This window comes from Akkermansiaceae bacterium (genome assembly GCA_017798145.1).
GTDB lineage: Bacteria > Verrucomicrobiota > Verrucomicrobiia > Verrucomicrobiales > Akkermansiaceae > Luteolibacter.
The window spans coordinates 3,763,534-3,781,399 of the sequence record CP059069.1 but is presented as its reverse complement, the minus strand read 5'-3'; the positions used below and the strand labels follow the sequence as shown (position 1 = coordinate 3,781,399).

General features: G+C 61.7%; 17 protein-coding genes and 1 pseudogene. 10 read left to right on the top strand and 8 right to left on the bottom strand.

What is annotated here, in order from left to right; all coding sequences use genetic code 11:
- Positions 1-3: 3 nt before the first annotated feature.
- The 3 genes from glmS to glmM are packed head-to-tail and all read right to left on the bottom strand — an operon-like array spanning position 4 to position 3,879.
- The gene (gene glmS / locus HZ994_16275) at positions 4-1,845 is read right to left on the bottom strand and encodes a glutamine--fructose-6-phosphate transaminase (isomerizing) (GenBank protein ID QTN33802.1); all 1,842 of its coding nucleotides are present in this window, start codon (positions 1,843-1,845) and stop codon (positions 4-6) included.
- 7 nt (positions 1,846-1,852) lie between these two features.
- Entirely contained in the window at positions 1,853-2,551 is a 699-nt protein-coding gene (locus tag HZ994_16270) for a hypothetical protein (protein ID QTN33801.1), read from the bottom strand.
- Positions 2,548-3,879 carry a phosphoglucosamine mutase gene (gene glmM, locus HZ994_16265; protein QTN33800.1) on the bottom strand — a complete coding sequence of 444 codons (1,332 nt, stop codon included), beginning with the start codon at positions 3,877-3,879 and terminating at the stop codon, positions 2,548-2,550. The genes HZ994_16270 and glmM overlap by 4 nt, the downstream gene beginning before the upstream one ends.
- A gap of 140 nt (positions 3,880-4,019) precedes the next feature.
- Between glmM and HZ994_16260 the strand changes: the two genes are divergently transcribed.
- The 9 genes from HZ994_16260 to HZ994_16220 all read left to right on the top strand — a co-directional run bounded on the left by HZ994_16260 (position 4,020) and on the right by HZ994_16220 (position 12,975).
- Positions 4,020-4,943, top strand: coding sequence for a hypothetical protein (locus HZ994_16260; GenBank protein ID QTN33799.1), 924 nt, complete (start codon positions 4,020-4,022; stop codon positions 4,941-4,943).
- A gap of 33 nt (positions 4,944-4,976) precedes the next feature.
- Positions 4,977-5,774 (top strand): chlorite dismutase family protein, encoded by a 798-nt coding sequence (locus tag HZ994_16255; protein QTN33798.1) that lies wholly within the window; start codon positions 4,977-4,979, stop codon positions 5,772-5,774.
- 126 nt (positions 5,775-5,900) lie between these two features.
- Entirely contained in the window at positions 5,901-8,297 is a 2,397-nt protein-coding gene (locus HZ994_16250; protein QTN33797.1) for a VacB/RNase II family 3'-5' exoribonuclease, read from the top strand.
- Positions 8,298-8,395: 98 nt separating this feature from the next.
- Complete coding sequence (locus HZ994_16245; GenBank protein QTN34426.1) at positions 8,396-9,352, top strand: hypothetical protein; 957 nt, start codon at positions 8,396-8,398, stop codon at positions 9,350-9,352.
- 76 nt (positions 9,353-9,428) lie between these two features.
- Complete coding sequence (locus HZ994_16240; protein ID QTN33796.1) at positions 9,429-9,962, top strand: hypothetical protein; 534 nt, start codon at positions 9,429-9,431, stop codon at positions 9,960-9,962.
- A 45-nt stretch (positions 9,963-10,007) separates the two neighbouring features.
- Positions 10,008-10,574 carry a YqgE/AlgH family protein gene (locus tag HZ994_16235; GenBank protein QTN33795.1) on the top strand — a complete coding sequence of 189 codons (567 nt, stop codon included), beginning with the start codon at positions 10,008-10,010 and terminating at the stop codon, positions 10,572-10,574.
- 75 nt (positions 10,575-10,649) lie between these two features.
- Positions 10,650-11,849 (top strand): bifunctional 3,4-dihydroxy-2-butanone-4-phosphate synthase/GTP cyclohydrolase II, encoded by a 1,200-nt coding sequence (locus HZ994_16230; GenBank protein ID QTN33794.1) that lies wholly within the window; start codon positions 10,650-10,652, stop codon positions 11,847-11,849.
- A 17-nt stretch (positions 11,850-11,866) separates the two neighbouring features.
- Positions 11,867-12,298: a hypothetical protein gene (locus HZ994_16225; GenBank protein ID QTN33793.1), complete on the top strand. Its 432-nt coding sequence runs from the start codon at positions 11,867-11,869 to the stop codon at positions 12,296-12,298.
- Positions 12,299-12,405: 107 nt separating this feature from the next.
- Positions 12,406-12,975, top strand: coding sequence for an elongation factor P (locus HZ994_16220; GenBank protein QTN33792.1), 570 nt, complete (start codon positions 12,406-12,408; stop codon positions 12,973-12,975).
- Between the two features lie 75 nt (positions 12,976-13,050).
- On the opposite strand, the gene HZ994_16215 is transcribed toward HZ994_16220, so the two are convergent.
- Positions 13,051-14,124, bottom strand: coding sequence for an Ldh family oxidoreductase (locus HZ994_16215; protein ID QTN33791.1), 1,074 nt, complete (start codon positions 14,122-14,124; stop codon positions 13,051-13,053).
- A gap of 84 nt (positions 14,125-14,208) precedes the next feature.
- The gene (locus tag HZ994_16210) at positions 14,209-14,610 is read right to left on the bottom strand and encodes a DUF393 domain-containing protein (protein QTN33790.1); all 402 of its coding nucleotides are present in this window, start codon (positions 14,608-14,610) and stop codon (positions 14,209-14,211) included.
- Between the two features lie 83 nt (positions 14,611-14,693).
- On the opposite strand from HZ994_16210, the gene sufT reads away from it, so the two are divergent.
- Positions 14,694-15,239, top strand: coding sequence for a putative Fe-S cluster assembly protein SufT (gene sufT, locus HZ994_16205; GenBank protein ID QTN33789.1), 546 nt, complete (start codon positions 14,694-14,696; stop codon positions 15,237-15,239).
- Between the two features lie 4 nt (positions 15,240-15,243).
- On the opposite strand, the gene HZ994_16200 is transcribed toward sufT, so the two are convergent.
- From HZ994_16200 to HZ994_16190, 3 genes and pseudogenes are all read right to left on the bottom strand, one after another.
- Positions 15,244-15,726, bottom strand: a complete 483-nt coding sequence (locus HZ994_16200) for a low molecular weight protein arginine phosphatase (protein ID QTN33788.1) — start codon at positions 15,724-15,726, stop codon at positions 15,244-15,246.
- A 193-nt stretch (positions 15,727-15,919) separates the two neighbouring features.
- A pseudogene (locus HZ994_16195) lies at positions 15,920-17,171 on the bottom strand (hypothetical protein).
- Between the two features lie 273 nt (positions 17,172-17,444).
- Positions 17,445-17,858 (bottom strand): hypothetical protein, encoded by a 414-nt coding sequence (locus HZ994_16190; protein ID QTN33787.1) that lies wholly within the window; start codon positions 17,856-17,858, stop codon positions 17,445-17,447.
- Positions 17,859-17,866: the final 8 nt, after the last annotated feature.

The window sequence follows — 17,866 nt, the reverse complement described above, 5'->3', positions numbered from 1 at the left end:
AAATCACTCCACGGTGACGCTTTTCGCAAGGTTCCTAGGTTGGTCGATCTCGCAGCCGCGCAGCCTTGCCACGTGGTAGGAGAAGATCTGCAGGGCGACGACGGCGGGGATCGTCGCGACCAGCGGATGTGCCTTCGGCACGGCGATGCAATCATCCATCACCTCAGCCGCCCCATGGTCGCCCTCGGTGACGATGCCGAGTATCCTCGCTCCCCTCGCCCGGCATTCCTCCACGTTGCCTAGCGTCTTGTCTTTCGCCGGCCCCTCGCAGGCGACGGCGATGACCGGGGTGCCCGGCTGCAGCAGGGCGATGGGCCCGTGTTTCAGCTCGGCGGCGTGATATCCCTCGGCGTGGATGTAGGAGATTTCCTTCAGCTTCAGCGCACCTTCCAGCGCCACCGGATACATCGGGCCGCGGCCTATGAAGAATGCGTGCTCGTTTTCCAGATACCTCGCGGCGATCGCGGCGATGGCATCGGCCTTGTCGATGACCTGCTTCACCAGCGAGGGGATGGATTCGATTTCCCTGGCGAGTTCCAGCCCCTCATCGCGCGAGAAGCGCCTGCCGCGCCCGAGTTTGAGCGCCATCATCAGCAGCACGCTGACCTGGCAGGTGAAGGCTTTCGTGGAGGCCACGGAAATCTCCGGCCCGGCGTGGAGATAGACGCCGCGACCGGTCTCGCGGGCTATGGTGGAGCCGACGACGTTCACCAGGCTCATGACGAATGCGCCTTTCTGCTTCGCCTCCTTCACCGCCGCGAGGGTGTCCGCCGTCTCGCCGGATTGGGAGATGGCGACGAGGAAATCGCGGTTGCCGAGGATGGGATTGCGGTAGCGGAATTCCGCCGCCTGCTGCACCTCCGCGTTGATGTCAGCGAGATCCTCGAAGGCGTATTCGCCGACCATCGCCGCGTGGAGGGAGGTGCCGCAGCCGACCATCACCACCCGAGAAAGCTCCGCCAGTTCGCGCTGCGAGGTGCCCATCCCGGAGAGCACGGAGGAACCGAGCTGCATGTCGAGCCGGCCGCGGATCGCGTTGGCCAGCGCATCGGGCTGCTCGTGGATTTCCTTGAGCATGAAGTGCTCGTAGCCGCCCTTTTCCGCAGCTGCGGCATCCAGCCCCAGCTCCGCGATCTCGCGGGTGACGGGGATGTTGTCCAGGTCCCGGATATCGACGGCATCCGCCGTGACGATGGCGATGTCATTGTCATCCAGATAGATCACCCGCTGGGTGTGGGCGAGGATGGCCGAGGCGTCCGATGCGATGATTGTCTCCCCATCGCCAACCCCGATCACGATGGGGCTGCCGCGCCGTGCGGTGATGATGCAGCCAGGCTCGCGCGCGGAGATCACGGCTATCCCAAAGGTGCCCTCCACCTGATGCAGCGCGTCGCAGACAGCCTGGAAAAGATCGCCCTTGTCGCAATCGCCGATCAGGTGGGAGAGGACTTCGGTGTCCGTTTCGGAGAGGAACACGTGGCCTTTGGATTCCATCCTGGAGCGGAGGCCGCGGTAGTTCTCGATGATCCCGTTATGGACGAGGGCGATGCCGCCCGAGCCGTCGAGGTGGGGGTGGGCGTTCACCTCCGTCGGCGGGCCGTGGGTGGCCCAGCGGGTGTGGGCGATGCCTGTCGACGCACACTTCAGGAGCTCGGGAGCCCAGCTTGTCCGCGTCCGTTCGCTGAGGTTCGCCACCTTTCCGGCCGCCTTCGCGACGGTGATTCCGCCGTTATCGAGAATGGCAAGCCCCGCCGAGTCGTAACCACGGTATTCGAGCCGTTTCAACCCGCCGATCAGCACCGAGGCCGCATTCGCCTTTCCTATGTATCCAACGATTCCGCACATGTTTCCGTTATTTTGAATGTTCCTCCGGCAGCAAGTCCCTGGACACCACCTCGCCGGGGCGGGTGCTCATCCCGGGCCAGATTTTCCTGCCCGGATATATCAATGTCCCGATGCCGGTGTGGACGCCATCACCGACGATGGCGCCGAATTTCCGCCGCCCCGTATCTACCAGCGCCCCGCCCACCATCGAGCGGTGGTTGCCGCCGTCGTGGCGGAAGTTCGAGACGATGGTGCCCGCCCCGAAGTTGACATTTTCCCCGAGGATGGAGTCACCGACATAGGAGAGATGGCCGACGTTCGTTCCGGCGAGTATGATGCAGTTCTTGATCTCCACCGACTGGCCGATGTGGCAGCCATCGCCGATGCTTGTATTGCCCCGGATGTAGCAGTTCGGGCCGATGCGGCAGTTCTCGCCGATCACGGCATTTCCCTCTATGAAAACGCCCGGCAGGATGCGCGATCCTGTGCCGAGCCTGATGTGCCCTTCGATCACCGCGGATGGATGGACATCGCCTGCGATCTCATCATCCGCCATGGCGCCGACGATGTGCTCGTTGAGCGAAAGCAGGTCCCACGGGAAGCGGCAGGCCGAGGCTTTTTCCGAATGCTCCGGAGCCAGATGCCTCAGCGGGACATTCGCCACCGGGAAATCCCCCATTTCCCGCGTCAGGGTGAGCGGCCACGCATCCTGCCCCGATCCTCTCATCCGATTTCCTCCGCGATCACCTGTTTGAATTTCCCGATCCAAGAATCGACCTCCGCCGCGTCCTTGTGCTCCACCAGGATGCGGATCTTATTCTCCGTGCCGGAATAGCGGATGAGCTGGCGGCCGGCTTTCCCGAAACTCACATCCGCCTCCGCGATCATCGCCTGCAGCTTCTCCAGGCTATCCATGCCCGGCTTTTCGCGCACCGGGAGGTTGAGCAGCTTGCTTGGATACTCGCCCATCACACCGGCGAGCTGCGCAAGGGTTTTTCCGCTGCGCTTCATCATCCGGCAGATCTGCAGGGCGCTCATGATGCCATCGCCTGTCGTCGAGTGATCCGAAAAAATCAGGTGTCCGGAATTTTCGCCGCCGAAGCAAAGCCCCTCCGCCCGCATCATCTCAAGTACGTGCCTGTCGCCGACAGCCGCGCGCAGAACGGAAATCCCCTGCTTCCGCATCGCCTCGTCGAGACCGAGGTTGCTCATGACGGTTGCCACCATCGCATCGCGGCGCAGTTTTCCCTCCGCCTTCAGGCCGAGGGCGCAGATCGCCATCACGCGGTCGCCGCTCACCACCTGGCCGTCCGCCGCGCTCAGGGTCAGGCGGTCGGCATCGCCATCGAGGGAGATGCCGAGATCCGCGCCGTGCTCCCGCACCGCCCTCGCCGCAGCCTCGCCATAAAGCGAGCCGCAGCCCTCATTGATATTCCTGCCGTCCGGGTCGCAACCGATCTCAATCACCTCCGCCCCGAGTTCCCGGAAAACCCTGGGCCCGACGGCAAAACCCGCTCCGTTTCCGGCATCCACCACCACCTTCATTCCGGTGAGATCAAGGCCGCGCACCGCAGCCATGAGGCTTTCCGCATAGCGTGTCATTGCTTCCGGGAAATGCACTGCTTTGCCCGGGGACGGGGATGTCTTGCGGGGGCCGCCGGAAAGCAAAAGAGCCTCGAGGGCGGATTCCATGGCATCGGGCAGCTTGAATCCGTCGGCACCGAAGACCTTCATGCCGTTGTCCTCAAAAGGGTTGTGGGAGGCGGTCAGCATCACCGCAGCATCCGCCTGCATTTCCTGCACGAGGTAGGCAAGCGCCGGGCTGGGCACCACACCTAGCCTCACCGCTTGGGCGCCGGCCCCAACCAAGCCATCCACAAGGCACCGCTCCAGCTCCACCCCAGATGCGCGGGTATCCCTGCCGATGAGCACCTTCGGGGCAAGCCCTCGGCAAACCTCCACCACCGCCCCTCCAAGCCGGCAGGCAGTCTCACCATTCACCGGATGCTCGCCGTAGCGCCCCCGTATCCCGTCTGTTCCGAACAATCTGCTCATTTTTCCCGGCTGCCGACAGCACCGCCAGCCTGTGCGCCAGCCGCCGTATGGGCAAGCCGCAATACGCATCCTCAGACAATCCAGGGCTTTCTTCTCTCGCCAAACCCATCGCCTGCCCCTAAAAAACCCTCCAGCAGCCCATGAGCAAGGAACCTACCAAGCCAGAATCCTCCCGGGACAAAAAGCCCTCGAAGAACTCGACCGAGGCGACCGAAACCGATCTCTGGGATCTTGACGACGATGATTCCGGCTTCGTCCCGCGCAAGACCGCCGCCGAATCCGCCGAAGGCCTGCCCGCACGCCGAAAATCCGAATCGAACATCAGCTCAAAGATCCCGACCGAGCGCCACATCGAAATCCCGGAGCTCACAGACGCACAGCCCCCCGCCCCCGCCCCCGCCACCAAAGCGGTGCCCGAGCCCAAGCCCAAGCCCAAGCCAGAAACGGCAGTGCCCGTGGAAACGGACTCCGGGGAAACCGAAAGCCCGGAGGGAGATGCGGAAAGTGCCGCCGTCCCATCGTTGAATCCGCTTTCCTCCCTCACCAAGACAGAGCGCATTTCCATCATCGCACTGGCCTCTGCCCTCGCACTCGCCGCCGTGCTCGCCATCATACATTTCTCCGGCAGCGTTCCCACACGCTCCCCCATCACCGAAAAAACGGATTTCCCCGTCAGCGGGAAGCTTGTCGAGATCCGCTCCGGCAGCACCTATTGGAGAAAACCCATCACCACCGGCGGGAACGCGGACACCGTCCGGCGCGGCACCGCACTCATCCCCGTCATCAAGATCTCAACCAGCGCCAAATCCGGCACGATACGCATCTTCTTCCGCGATGCCGATGGCATCGTGATCGGGGACGCGATCAACCGCGACGTCACCGGCGACCAGGATTTCGTCATACCTGCAACGGCAGGATTCGAGGACATCGGCATGCATGCCGCCTACCGCACCGGTGAGCAGGAGCCATGGACCGTCCAGGTCTTCGAAGGGCCGAGCCGCAGCGCAGACCGCGAGGACTTCCGCAAGATCCTCGAGATGCAGGTCTCCACCGATATCCGCTGATCCCCCCAACCCTATTTCCCCAACACCATCACCATGACCCCTCTCATACCCGCCGAAGGCTGGCACGTCCTCCACCTCTTCTACCACATCGACCACTCCCAGTGGTCCCTTTTCAGCGATGAGGAGCAGCGTTCCGCAAAAGTCCGTTTCACCGAGCTCGTTCAGGAAATCCGCGCCACCCCGGACACCCAGCTGCTCACATTTTCCGTCGTCTCCCCGAAAGCGGACATCGGGTTCATGCTCCTAACCCCGGACCTGCACGTGGCGAATTCCTTCGAGAAACAGCTCACCCTCTCCCTCGGCCCCGAAATCCTCACGCCCTCCTACTCCTACTTTTCCCTGACCGAGCCATCCGAATACACCACCACACGCGAGCAATACATCGCCGAGGAAAAACTGACCCCCGGCACGCCGGAGTCCGACGAAAAGCTCGCGGAGTTCGACAAGCGCATGGCGCACTACCGCTCCTACCGCGTCTATCCTCAGCTGCCCGATTGGCCGGTCGTCTGTTTCTACCCGATGTCGAAGCGCCGCAGCGGGAACGACAACTGGTATTCGCTCGGCTACGACGCCCGCCGCGAGCTCATGTCCGGCCATGCCCGCGTCGGCCGCACCTACTCCGGCCGCATCCTCCAGCTCATCACCGGCTCGACCGGGCTCGACGAGCACGAATGGGGCGTCACCCTCCTCTCCAAGACCACCGAGGACATCAAGGCCATCGTCTATGAAATGCGCTTCGACGAGGTCTCCGCGCGCTATGCGGAGTTCGGGGATTTCTACATCTGCCTCCAGCTGCCGCTCGCGGAGTTGTTCGAGCGGAATTGCCTGTGAGCCACCTGCCACGAACGGATGATCCCCCAACCCACCCTTGCATGGGCGGGAAATCCAACTAGCCTTGCCGCATCCGGCAAAGGGGAACGGAGTCTCCGCCCCCTACCCCATCCAGAATCCTTCCCCATGCGCGAATCCATACTCGAACTCCTCAGGCAGAACCCGGGGCAAACATTTTCCAAAACCCAGATCGCCAAGCAGCTCGAAATCCCCGGCGACCGCAAGGGCGAGCTCGGCGGCGTGCTGAGCGACCTCACCGAGGGCAAGCTCATCGTCTGCGGCGGAAAACGACTCTATTCCATCCCACAGCCCAAGGAGGAAAAGAAAGCCGCCCCCGCAGCGGCAAAACCCGCCTCCGCGAAGCCCGCCCCGAAAGGCTCCCTCACCGGCTCGATCAAGTTCCTGCCCAACGGCCACGCCTTTTTCTACCCCATCATCGGCGACGAGGAAAACGCCGGCTCCGGCATCGACTTCACCGTCCACTCCCGCATCTTCATCCCCCGCGACAAGACAGGCACCGCCCTCGATGGCGATAGCGTCCGCATTTCCCCCTCAGGCCCATCCTCGAAACCCCGCCAGCGCGGCCCGGCTCCGGATGACCAGGAGATGCGCGGCGCGGTCATCGAGATCCTTTCCCGCCGCTCCGGGCGCATCGTCGGGGTGTTCCGGAAAAAGAACAAATTCTCTTGGGTGGAGACCGATGACAAAGCGCTCGACGGACGCATCAACATCACCGGCGACACCACCGCCGAGCCGGGGCAGACGGTTGTCGTCGATCTGGAAAGCTGGGCGAATGCGAAGACAGAGCCGATCGGTCGCGTGATCGAGGTGCTCGGTTGGCCGGGCGATGCGGGCGTGGATATCCTCTCCACCATCGCCCGCTACGGACTGCGCACCTCCTTTCCCGAGGAAGTCCTGCGCGAGGCGCGCGCCGTCCCCGAACAACCCGACGAGACGGAGATCGCCCGCCGCCGCGACCACCGCAGCAAGCTCGTCATCACCATCGACCCCGCCGACGCGAAGGATCACGACGACGCGATCTACATCGCCAAGACCAAGGCGGGCGGCTGGCTCCTGGAAGTGCACATCGCGGACGTTTCCCATTACATCAAGCCCGGTTCCCCGATGGACAAGGAAGCCGTCGAGCGCGGCAACTCCACCTACCTCGTGGATCGCGTGCTGCCAATGCTGCCCGTCGAGCTTTCCAACGGGATCTGCTCGCTCAAGCCGGATGTCGATCGCCTGACGAAGTGCGCGATCATGGAAATTTCCAAGGACGGCCACGTGATCAACACGAAGTTCGTCGATGCGGTCATCCACTCCCGCGCCAAGCTTTCCTACGAGCAGGCACAGGCCATCCTCGATGGGAAAGGCGCGCCGGAAGGCTCCGATCAGCACCTTGTCGGATCGGTCAAGGAGGCATGGAAAATGGCTTCCCTGCTCCGGAAAAACCGCTTCGCGAATGGTGCCCTCGACCTCGAGATGACCGAGATCAAGATCAAGCTCGATGAGAACGGCCGCGCCTGCGAGGCGCACACCGTCGTCCACACGGAGTCCCACCAACTCGTCGAGGAATGCATGCTCATCGCCAACCAATCGGTCGCGAAAATCCTGCGCGAGCGCTCCAAGCCCTCCATTTTCCGCATCCACGAGGATCCCGATCCGTCCCGCCTCATGGACTACACTGAGACTGCGAAGCAGTATGGCTACACCCCCGGCGACCTCACGAACCGCTCCCACATCCAGGCCTTGCTGGATTCCTCCAAAGGCACCGCCGAGGAGCACCAGATCAAGCTGGGCCTGCTCAAATCGCTGAAACGCGCCGCCTACGCCGCCGATCCCATCGGCCACTACGGCCTTGCGAAAACCGACTACACCCATTTCACCTCGCCGATCCGCCGCTACGCGGATCTCATCGTCCACCGCTCGCTCCAGCCCTTTCTCGAGAACCCGCCGAAGCACCCGGACCGCACTCCCTCGCAGGCGGATCTCCGCGATATCGCCCGCCACATTTCCGATACCGAACGCACCTCCTCCGAGGCGGAATCCGAGACCAAGCAGATCAAGCTCCTCGAATACCTGGAACTCATCGCCTCCACAGACCAATCCAAAAACGAAGGTGAGGAAACCACCTTTGACGGAGTCATCACCGACGTAAGGCCGATGGGACTGATGGTCGAGATCCCCGACATGGGTGTGCGCGGCGTTGTCAAGCGCGAGGATCTCCCACGCTCCTCGAACTGGCGCTTCGAGCAACACAACATGGCATGGACTTCCTTCGACGGGAAACGCCTCGCCCTCGGCATGAAGCTGCCCCTCCGCATCATCGCCATCGACAAGATCAAGCGCTTCGTCGATTTCGCCGTCGCCGGCGCACCGACCACCGAAGGGGTGAAAATGTCCGGCAAGTCCCCCGCCCCGCGCGGTGGAGCCAAACACCACGGCAAAAAGCCCACCCCGAAACCCGCCGCAAAAACCGGCCCGCAGAAAAAGCGCGGCAGCTCCTCGCGGAGGCGGAGATAGCTTCCAATTGCGGCGATACTCGCCGCACTCAAAAGGATTCACCCATGAAAACCCTCATCCTCCTCATCGCCCTGGCCTCCCCGCTCCTGGCCGAGGGCATGAAGTTCTCCATCACCGCCCGCGCATCGGAGATCGATCCGCGGACCAAGGAGCACCCGGAGATCGACTACGTTTTCACCCGCAAGGGCAAGCCCGCCGACATCCAGCTCGCCATGGTCGATACCCGCGTGAAGGCCAGCGGCTATCTGGTCATCTGGCTGATGGCACCGCCAAAGGAACTATTCGACCGCCTCAGCTCCTATGGCCACCACGCGATTCAGGTCACCTACCCGCGCGAATGGTTCGGGAAAATGGACAAGCTCCGCAAGGAGGGTGACGACGACCATTTCTCCGGCATCCGCCTCGAGGCCGCGACCGGCGAGGACCATTCGAAACTCATCGACATCCCCAAGCCCGATGGACTGATGGAGCGCTCCTACCAGTTCGTGAAATTTCTCGATAGGAAACACCCCGACGGAAACTGGAAGCAGTTCCTCTCGCGCGACGGCAAGGGGCTTGATTGGGAAAAGGTCATCCTGACAGGCGCCTCCCACGGCTCCACCACCTCCGCGCGCTTGGCGAAGGAAGTGCGCGTCGCCCGGGTGGTGATGCTCTCCGGCCCGCGCGACCAGACGGAGAAATGGCAGGGCATGAAGTCCGCCACGCCGCCCGAGCGGTTCTTCGGTTTCACCCACACCGGGGACGCAGGCTGGGGCGCCCACCACTACTGCCGCTCCTGGCTGATGCTCGGCCTTCATGAGTTCGGCCCCATCGTCAGCGTTGACGATGCCAAGCCGCCTTACGGAAACTCCCGCCGCCTGATTTCCTCGGTCGATGTCGGCGGCAATGCCGATCGCGCCCACAGCGCCTCAAGCCCCGGTGCCGCTTCCCCGAAAGGGAAGGACGGGAAGTATCTCTACGAGGATGTCTGGCGATACCTCTACACCCATCCCGTGGAAGATACCGGAAAACAGGTCCCCCCAGAGGAAAGGTGCCGGGGTGACTTCCGAGGGTAGGTTTCATCCTCCAGAATCGTTGTTTCTCCGGCATCCGGGATTGCAACACTCCAAACATCGCAACTCAATTCACAAGATGAACAGCCCGCTGGGAAACCACACACCCCTTGAGTCGGTCACCCTTCCGGAAGGACTGAATGCCTACCGCTGCCCGGAAACCGGAGGCCTCTGGATCCCGGCGGAATGCTATTGGCTCTGGCAGCGCAGCCTGCCGCCCGAGGCGGATCACGGCCACCATGAGACACATGAGCTGCCGCGCAGCGAGTTTGACGACACAGCCAAGTTCTGTCCGGAAAGCGGCACCATCATGAGCCGATACAAGGTCGGCCACGGCCTGGATTTCCGTATCGAGCGATCCGTCACCGGCGGCATCTGGCTTGATCCCGGCGAATGGGAGGCACTCACCGCAGGAAACCTCCATCAGGAACTGCATCTGGTTTTCACGAGCCCTTGGCAAAAGGCGATCCGGGATGAAAGCCGTGAACATTCCTACGAATCGATGTTGAGGGAAAAGCTCGGCGGAGAACTCCACCAACGGCTCGCCGACCTCCGTGCGGATCTAGCGAACCACCCGTCCAAAGCCGTGGCCATCGCATACCTCCAAGGCTGATCCATCGTCCTTGATGTTTCCCCCATCCGGCGCGAAGCTCCCGGCGTGCCCGACGAGCCATCAACCTCCGAACAACCCATCTCGCTGGGCGGGCGGCTGCTGCTCGCCTCTCCGGCGCTGGCGGACGGCACCTTCGATCGCTCGGTGATCCTGCTCATCGAGCATAGCTCCACGACCGGCGCACACGGCATCATCATCAACCATCCCACCGGCAACACGGTCGGAGACCTGCTCAAAGGCCCGGAGTTCAAATCCCTGGCCCACCTGCCCGTGCATCACGGCGGCCCGCTCTCGTCCGGTGAGCTTTCCTTCTCCGCATTCTCGCTCGCCGGGGAAACCGGCATCCGCCACCGCACCCACATCTCCCTGGAAGCGGCGGCCAAACTTGTGGCAAAAGGCGATCACATCATCCGCGCCACGATCGGCCACTCCGCCTGGTCGCCCGGCCAGCTTGAGAACGAACTGCAGCGCAACACCTGGATCACCCTCCGCCCCTCCGGAGAGATCCTCGCCATGGAGCACGATCTCACCCTCTGGACAAACCTGCTCAAAGGGATCTCCCCCTACCACCACCTCCTCTCCCAAGCCCCGCAAAACCCATTCCTCAACTGAATTTCAAACCCTACGGGCTTCCCTTTCACGCCTCTTCCACTGATCACTCATCACCGCTCACTTATCACTTCTTCCATGCCTTCCCTCACCTTCCATCCCATCGACGAGATCATTGCGGAAATCCACGCAGGGAAACTTGTGATCGTCGCCGACGATCCGTCCCGCGAAAACGAGGCGGATCTCGTGGGCGCCGCCTCGCTCTGCACCAAGGAAATGGTCAATTTCATGGCCGTCCACGGACGCGGCCTGATCTGCGCGCCCATCACCCACGAGCGCGCCGAGGAGCTCGATCTCCCGCAGATGACCCGCCGCAACCTGGAGGGCATGAAAACCGCGTTCACCATTTCCGTGGATGCCGCGCAAGGCATCACCACCGGGATTTCCGCCGCCGACAGGGCGCTGACCATACGCCTGCTCGCCGACTCCGCCGCCCATGCCGATGCCTTCGTGAAACCGGGGCACATCTTCCCGCTCCAGTCGATGGCGGGCGGCGTCCTTCGCCGTGCCGGCCACACCGAGGCAGCCATCGACCTCGTGAAACTCGCCGGCCTACCGCCCGCAGGCGTGATCTGCGAGATCATGGACGAGCATGGCAACATGGCCCGTGTCGGCGATCTCGGGGAATATCAGGAAAAGCACGGGTTGAAAGCCTGCACCATCGCGCAGCTCATCGAATACCGCCGCCGCTCGGAGAAATTCGTCAAGCGCGACCAGACCATCCTCATGCCCACGGAGTTCGGCGATTTCGACTGCCACCTCTTCACCGTTTCCCTGGACGATTCCCACCATCTCGCTCTGACGAAGGGCGAAATCGACCCGGAAAAGCCGGCTCTCGTCCGGGTTCATTCCGAATGCCTCACAGGCGATGTTTTCCACTCCCAGCGCTGCGATTGCGGCCCGCAGCTCGCCGCGGCGATGAAGCGCATTTCCGAGGATGGTGGCGTCCTTCTATACCTCCGCCAGGAGGGGCGCGGCATCGGCCTGCCCGCGAAAATCCACGCCTACAAGCTCCAGGAGCAGGGGCTGGACACCATCGAGGCAAACGAGAAACTCGGCTTCGCCTCCGACCTCCGCGATTACGGCATGGGTGCCCAGATCCTCTACGACCTCGGCGTCCGCCGCATCAAGCTCCTCACCAACAACCCGAAAAAGGTCGTCGGGCTGGAAGGCTACGGCCTGGAGATCACCGAGCAACTCCCCCTCTCCCTCCCCGCCAACGTCCACAACCAGAAATACCTGGACACGAAACGCCTGCGGATGGGACACACGCTGTGAAGCCCGTATCAGCGACGATGAAAAAGACTATCAGGCGCATTTCGCTGATCTCGGTGGTTGTTTACTTGGTAGGTATTCTTATCGGACTGATTTTTATTCGGGGCGTCGGATTTGGACGTTTTGGGTCGAGGTCAACCGGGCGCGGACTGGAATCGGAAGTATGTGGAAACGTGATCTACAATGTGGGAGGTGACATTTCCTACTTCGGACGCTCCATGCCATTTATCGAGGGTACGGCAGACTTCAGGATAACGCGCACAGGCATTATAAATTCAAACGAGATTTTGGAACAAATCGAGACAGGCAAGATCAAGCTCGATCCCATCCGCTGGGAAATTCACTGGATTGCTTTCCTACTGGGATTTCTGCAAACTTGGCTGATCGTGGGAGCGCTTTTCTGGATGCGGCGAAAGTGGGTCTCACTCCCAAAACACGACCTTCCGATCTGATTGGCAGGTCTTTCTTCCCACTGATCACCGCTCACTGATCACCCGCCACTCTGCTTGAAATCCCTTGCCAAGCCCCTTCCGACCCCTTACGCCATCCGCACACAATTATGGCCAGCGTCAACGTAATCAACCTCCGCAAGGGACATGCAGTCCGCCACAACAACGAGGTCTGCCTCGTCATCGAGCATGAGCTCAAGACCCCTCCGCGCATGGCTTCCTACGTGCAGATGTCGATCCGCAGCGTGGCCAGCAAGAAGGTCTCCAACCTCCGCCTGACCTCAAACGACTCGCTGGAAGGCGTCCACCTTGAGAAGATCGGTCACGAGTATTCCTACAAGGACACCGAGGGCTACCACTTTCTCCACCCTGAGACCTACGACGACATGGTCGTTTACGAGGATCTCATCGAAGGGGTGAAGGATTACCTCATCGAAGGCCAGCTCTACACCCTCATGATTGCTGACGGCCTTGTCGTCAGCATCGAGCTTCCGCTGACCATGGTGATGACCGTTGCCGAGTCCTCGGAAGGCGTGAAAGGCGATTCCGCCAACAACGTCTACAAGCCAGCCACCATGGAGACCGGCCTGAACGTGAACGTCCCGCTCTTCATCAACCAGGGCGAGCGCATCCTCGTGAAAACCGAGGACGGCACCTACCAGGGCCGCTCGAACGACTGATATGGAGAAGGGGTTTTCAACCCCTTTCTTCCATTAGGATATTAGGGCAAAGGGGTTGAAAACCCCTTCTCCATATTAACGCCCAACCAACTCCGCCACACCCATCTCCCGCGCGAGCTCGTTGAATTCCGCGATTTCCGCAGGGGTGAAATGGAGGCCGCCGGCCTCATCCGATGCCTTGCGGGCGTTCGCCTCGATCTGGCCGGGGAGCATGGCGTTGTCGTTGCCGTGGCCGAGGATATCGTCGAGCACCGCTTTGAGATTCTCGATCTGGGTGCGGCCTTTCGCAAAGTTCCTGCCCGAGAGCGCTTCTGGATGGATGACGTGGAAATAGAACACGGTGGTGGTTTTCTCCTCCTTGTCCGCGATCTCGCGGCCGCGGATGGTGGGGATGGAGCCGCCAATCAGGCCGCCGAAAATCTCGTTGAGAAGGGACATTCCGTAGCCCTTGTGGCCGCCGAATGGAAGCAGAGCGGAGACCTGGTTCGGATCCAGCGTGGGCTGGCCGTTCTTATCCACGGCGGCGCCGGGAGGGAGTTGTTTTCCCTCGCGCTTGAGCGCCTGCACGCGCCCCATGGCAACGGTGGAGGTGGCCCAGTCCATGACGATGGGGAAGCCGTTCGCCTCCTGCGAAGGGATGCCCCATGAGTGGGGGTTGGTGCCGAGGGTAGGGAATTTCCCGCCGAAAGGAACCACCTCGGCGAGGGTGGAGGTGCAATTCGTGTAGGCGAAGTAGCCGCGCTCGGCGGCCTCCATCACGTAGCCGCCGCCCCAGAGGTAGTGGAAGGAATTGTCCACGGCGATCTGGGCGATGCCGTATTGGTCCGCAAGTTCGATGGCGCGGTCGATGGCGCGGTAGGCGACCGCCTGGCCGAGCTTCTTGTTCGCGTTCCAGATCTCGGAGGCGGGAAAGCGGGAGGGCAGTACTTCGATCTCGGCGCCTGGGACGCAGCCGCCGATTGCCGAGCCGAAAAGATGATCAAGGTGGAGGGCTTTGAGAGCGTGGTGGGTGCGGATGCCGTGGCGGGCGGCCTCGCCTGCGAGCTTCGTGCCGAGCACGGCCTCCTCTTCGGTGAATCCACGGGATTTATAGGCGGCGATGACAAGCGAGTCGTGGGCTTCGCGGGATACGGTAAGGAAATCGGACATGGTGTTTGGTGGGTTCGGTGGGAGGCACCCATCTAAGTCCCCCGCTTGGTTTGGGCAAGGACAAGCATGGAAAACTCAGGCGTTTCAATCCCGCATGCGTTTGCGCAGCGACTCGTCGGGGATGGCGCAGGCATCGCCCTTGCCGGCGAGGAAGTAGCGTTTGCGGGCGACGAGATCATACCCCCAGTCACGCGCCGTTTTCGGGAACATGCCGTAAACCCCCGCCAGCAGCGCCCAGATCCCGCCCAGCGTTTGCCCCAGCACGATCCACGCGTCGCCCTTGAAAAAGCGTTTTCCATCGGACTCGCGGATGATAACCATGGTTCCACCTTCCTTGTCCGCGAATCGTTCGAGCCCCAACTGCTTGGACAACTTGCCCTGCAAGGGGGCGAACTCCAGAACCCCTTTCGTGTCGAGGTGGTGGACGCGCCTGACCGATTTGCTGCAAAAGCCACAATCGCCATCGAAAAACAGCACCAGAGCCATGCTGGCATGATACCGCGCCCCGGCAATGTGGCAAAGCCCGAATGCGGCTTGCCGCCGGGGGCGTGCTGGTTTCTAGTGACCGCATGCACGAAGAAATCAAACTTTCCCGCGAAGTCTCCGCGGTCCAGATCCCGAGCGGCGATTCGATGACACTTCCCGCAGGCACGGCGGTGTTCATCACCCAGAGGCTTGGCGGCACATACACCGTCGCCACCTCGCAGGGCCTGGCGCGCATTTCCTCGCAGGATGCGGATGCGCTCGGCGTGGATGCGCAGGAGGAGATCAAGAAGAATGCGGAGGCCGTCCGGCTCAAGGATGCCCCGCTGGAGGAACAGGTCTGGGCGCAGCTCAAGGGCGTCTATGACCCGGAAATCCCCGTGGACATCGTCAATCTCGGCCTAGTCTATGATTGCGTCATCGACAAGGTGGGGGATAGGAAAGTCGTGCAGGTGAAGATGACACTCACCGCCCCCGGCTGCGGCATGGGTCCCGTCATCGCGGCGGATGCCCAGGCGAAGATCATGACCATAGATGGCATCGACGAGGCGAACGTCGAGCTGGTCTGGGATCCCGCGTGGAATCAGGACATGATCACCGAGGAAGGGAAAATGAAGCTCGGGATGATCTGATCGGCTACGCTCGCGGCGTGGTTTGGTCGATGTAGGCAATGATCGCCGGGATGGCCGCGCCGAGCACCTTGGCGACATTCTCATAGGCCTTATTGCCCATGCCAATGGGATCCGGCACATCCGCTCCGAGGCCTTTCCCGGGGATGTCCGCAAACTCGCAGGCAAGGTAGTACTTTCCGGAAAACTCCGGGAAGTGGTCTTCCAGGACATGCATGTGGCCGCGCGTCATGGTGAAAACGTGGGTCGCCTCCGCCAGCAGATCCGCAGAGACAGGTTGGCTGCGGAAATCTTCCAAAGGGGCGTTGAGCGAGTTGCAGATCGCCCCCGTCTCACGGCTGCAACAGCTGCCCTTGGAGGCGGCGACGCCAGCGGATTTCACCGAGTAATCCGGGCGCCCTTCCACCGCCTTGCGGAAAAGAGCCTCCGCCATGGGGCTGCGGCAAGTATTGCCGGTGCATACAAATAGAACCCGTTTTGTAGCTGACATATCCGGGCGAAGGGTGACTGACCGCATACCCATCGTCAAACCAAAGCCTTCGCGCGTCCCTTCAGCGAACCCCCACCGACCGCCTCCCAGTAGCTGCTCCAGCGGGAATCCGCCGTATCCTCCCGCATGGCGATCGCTTTGGCCTCGCGAATGCCTGCGGCGCGACAGGGAAGCAAATTTCAGATCCGATGCATCAGGGCTTCTTCATCATACGGAGGTTAGCCTCGGCGAAATGTTTGCCCATCAGCGCGAAAGTCTTGGCGCAGCCGAGATAGTGGTAGCCGGCGTTTGACGCGCCGCGCTTCCACAAGGCCAGTTCGGCGGGGGTGATGAGATCGGCTTCGAATTTCGCCAGATGCTCCCTCTTCTGTTCGTCGGTCATCTTGCCTTCGGCGTTCGCATGGTCTTTGTGCTTCGTATCGAGGAACCAGCGCATCTGACCGATCTGCGAGCGCTTCGCATCAATGGCTCCCAGTTCATCCGACCAGAATGGAGCGGTTTCCACGGAGACGACGTTGCCCCTGAACTCCGGCATATCCGCAGGCGCCGCCATCGCCTTTCGGAATGTCACCATGCTGGTGGATTGATCCTTGAGCCCGCCCACGCCCATCACTCCGATCACGAAAGGCATCTCCGGGGCATCAAGATCCTTGCGGACATCGCGGATGAATTGGGCGAGCAGTTCGGAATAAGCGGCGTAGCGGTCCGGCTGGTCGTGATTCGGATAGGCCTGGCCATCGACCATGTCATTGAAGCCCTGGAACCAGGTGAATCCGGCGATCTCATATCCATGGGCGGCATCGCAATCCGGCACGACCTTTTTGGGATCCGCCAGCACCTGCTTCACATGCTCCATCATCAGGCGGTAGTAAACCCCGGTGGCTGCGGCCTTTTCGGCATCCCACTTCGGCCTGTCCTCTGCCTTGGGAATTCCGTGCGCCCCCTCTGGATGTGTTTCCCAAAGCTCACGGGTTTCCTTTGGCATCACATAAGGCCCGGCGCTCGGCGGACGGAAATCGGTGTGCAGGCTTTTGCCCCCCCCAAGCCGCCTTGATGATGAGAACCGGTTCATCGAACGCCGCATCCATCAACAGCCCGAAGGCGAACTCTGGCCCGATCTTGTCTCCCGGCTTGGAGGGATCCAGCCCCCACATCGATCCGTAGCCTGCGCTGAGATTGCCGCTGAGGGTGAAATTGTTCTCTCCCGCACCCGTGAGATAGGAAATCCAAACGCCCTCGCATGTCGCGGTTTTTCCATCCGCCCCGCGCATCATCTTGAGCAAGGGTGCGGTGGCCGGGTCATCGCCGATATGGTCGAAGGTGCTGATGTTGGCCGGCCCCTCCATGTTCGATTGACCGGCAAGGATGAAGACCTTGAGAGGCTTGGCTTCGGCACTGGTGATGGCGAGAAGCAGGGATGTTAGGAACGCAGTGAGGTGTTTCATGTTGGCAGGGGAGATTCGCCCAGGTCCGACTGGACGGCAGCGCAGAGGATACCTTGAGCACAGGAAAAATCTTGGCCTGAATGCCCAAATTCTTTCAATAGAACAACCCCGGAACCGAGTGGGTCGGAAACCGGGGTGTGGATGCGGTTATGCTGCTGCCGGGCTTGTGCCGGGGTGAAGTCGCAGCCTAGAACCGAGGCCTGCGACTGCTGCGACGAAGCACATGCGCGGTCGCAAGACGAAGATCCTCGCGCCCACCGGAGCCAGGATCGTTCAGCCCTGGAAAATCCTCTTCGCTTCCTCGAGGTTTTTCATGAACTCGGGGCTCTGGAGCAGGCCGCGCACCCAGATGACGACGGGGGTGAGGAGACCCATGGTTGCGAAAACGGAAACCAAATACCAGGTCGGCGATTTCCCCTCGGGTGCGATGAACTGCACCCACCAGGCATCCTTGTCGGCAACCTTGGTGCTGAACATCTGGTTGCCCTCCTTCAGGCCGGTTAGGAGCTTTTCGGCGGCGGAGTTGCTGCCGGTTGTGTAGAGATACTTGAAGCGGCGCCCGGGCTTTTCCGGCAACTCCGTCTCCTTCACGCCGGGAGGAACATCCTCGCACTGCCGTAGCGTGAGGATCTGGATCTCATAGACGAATTTTTCCTTCAGCCAGCGGTCGATCCTTGTGAGTTGCATGTCATCCC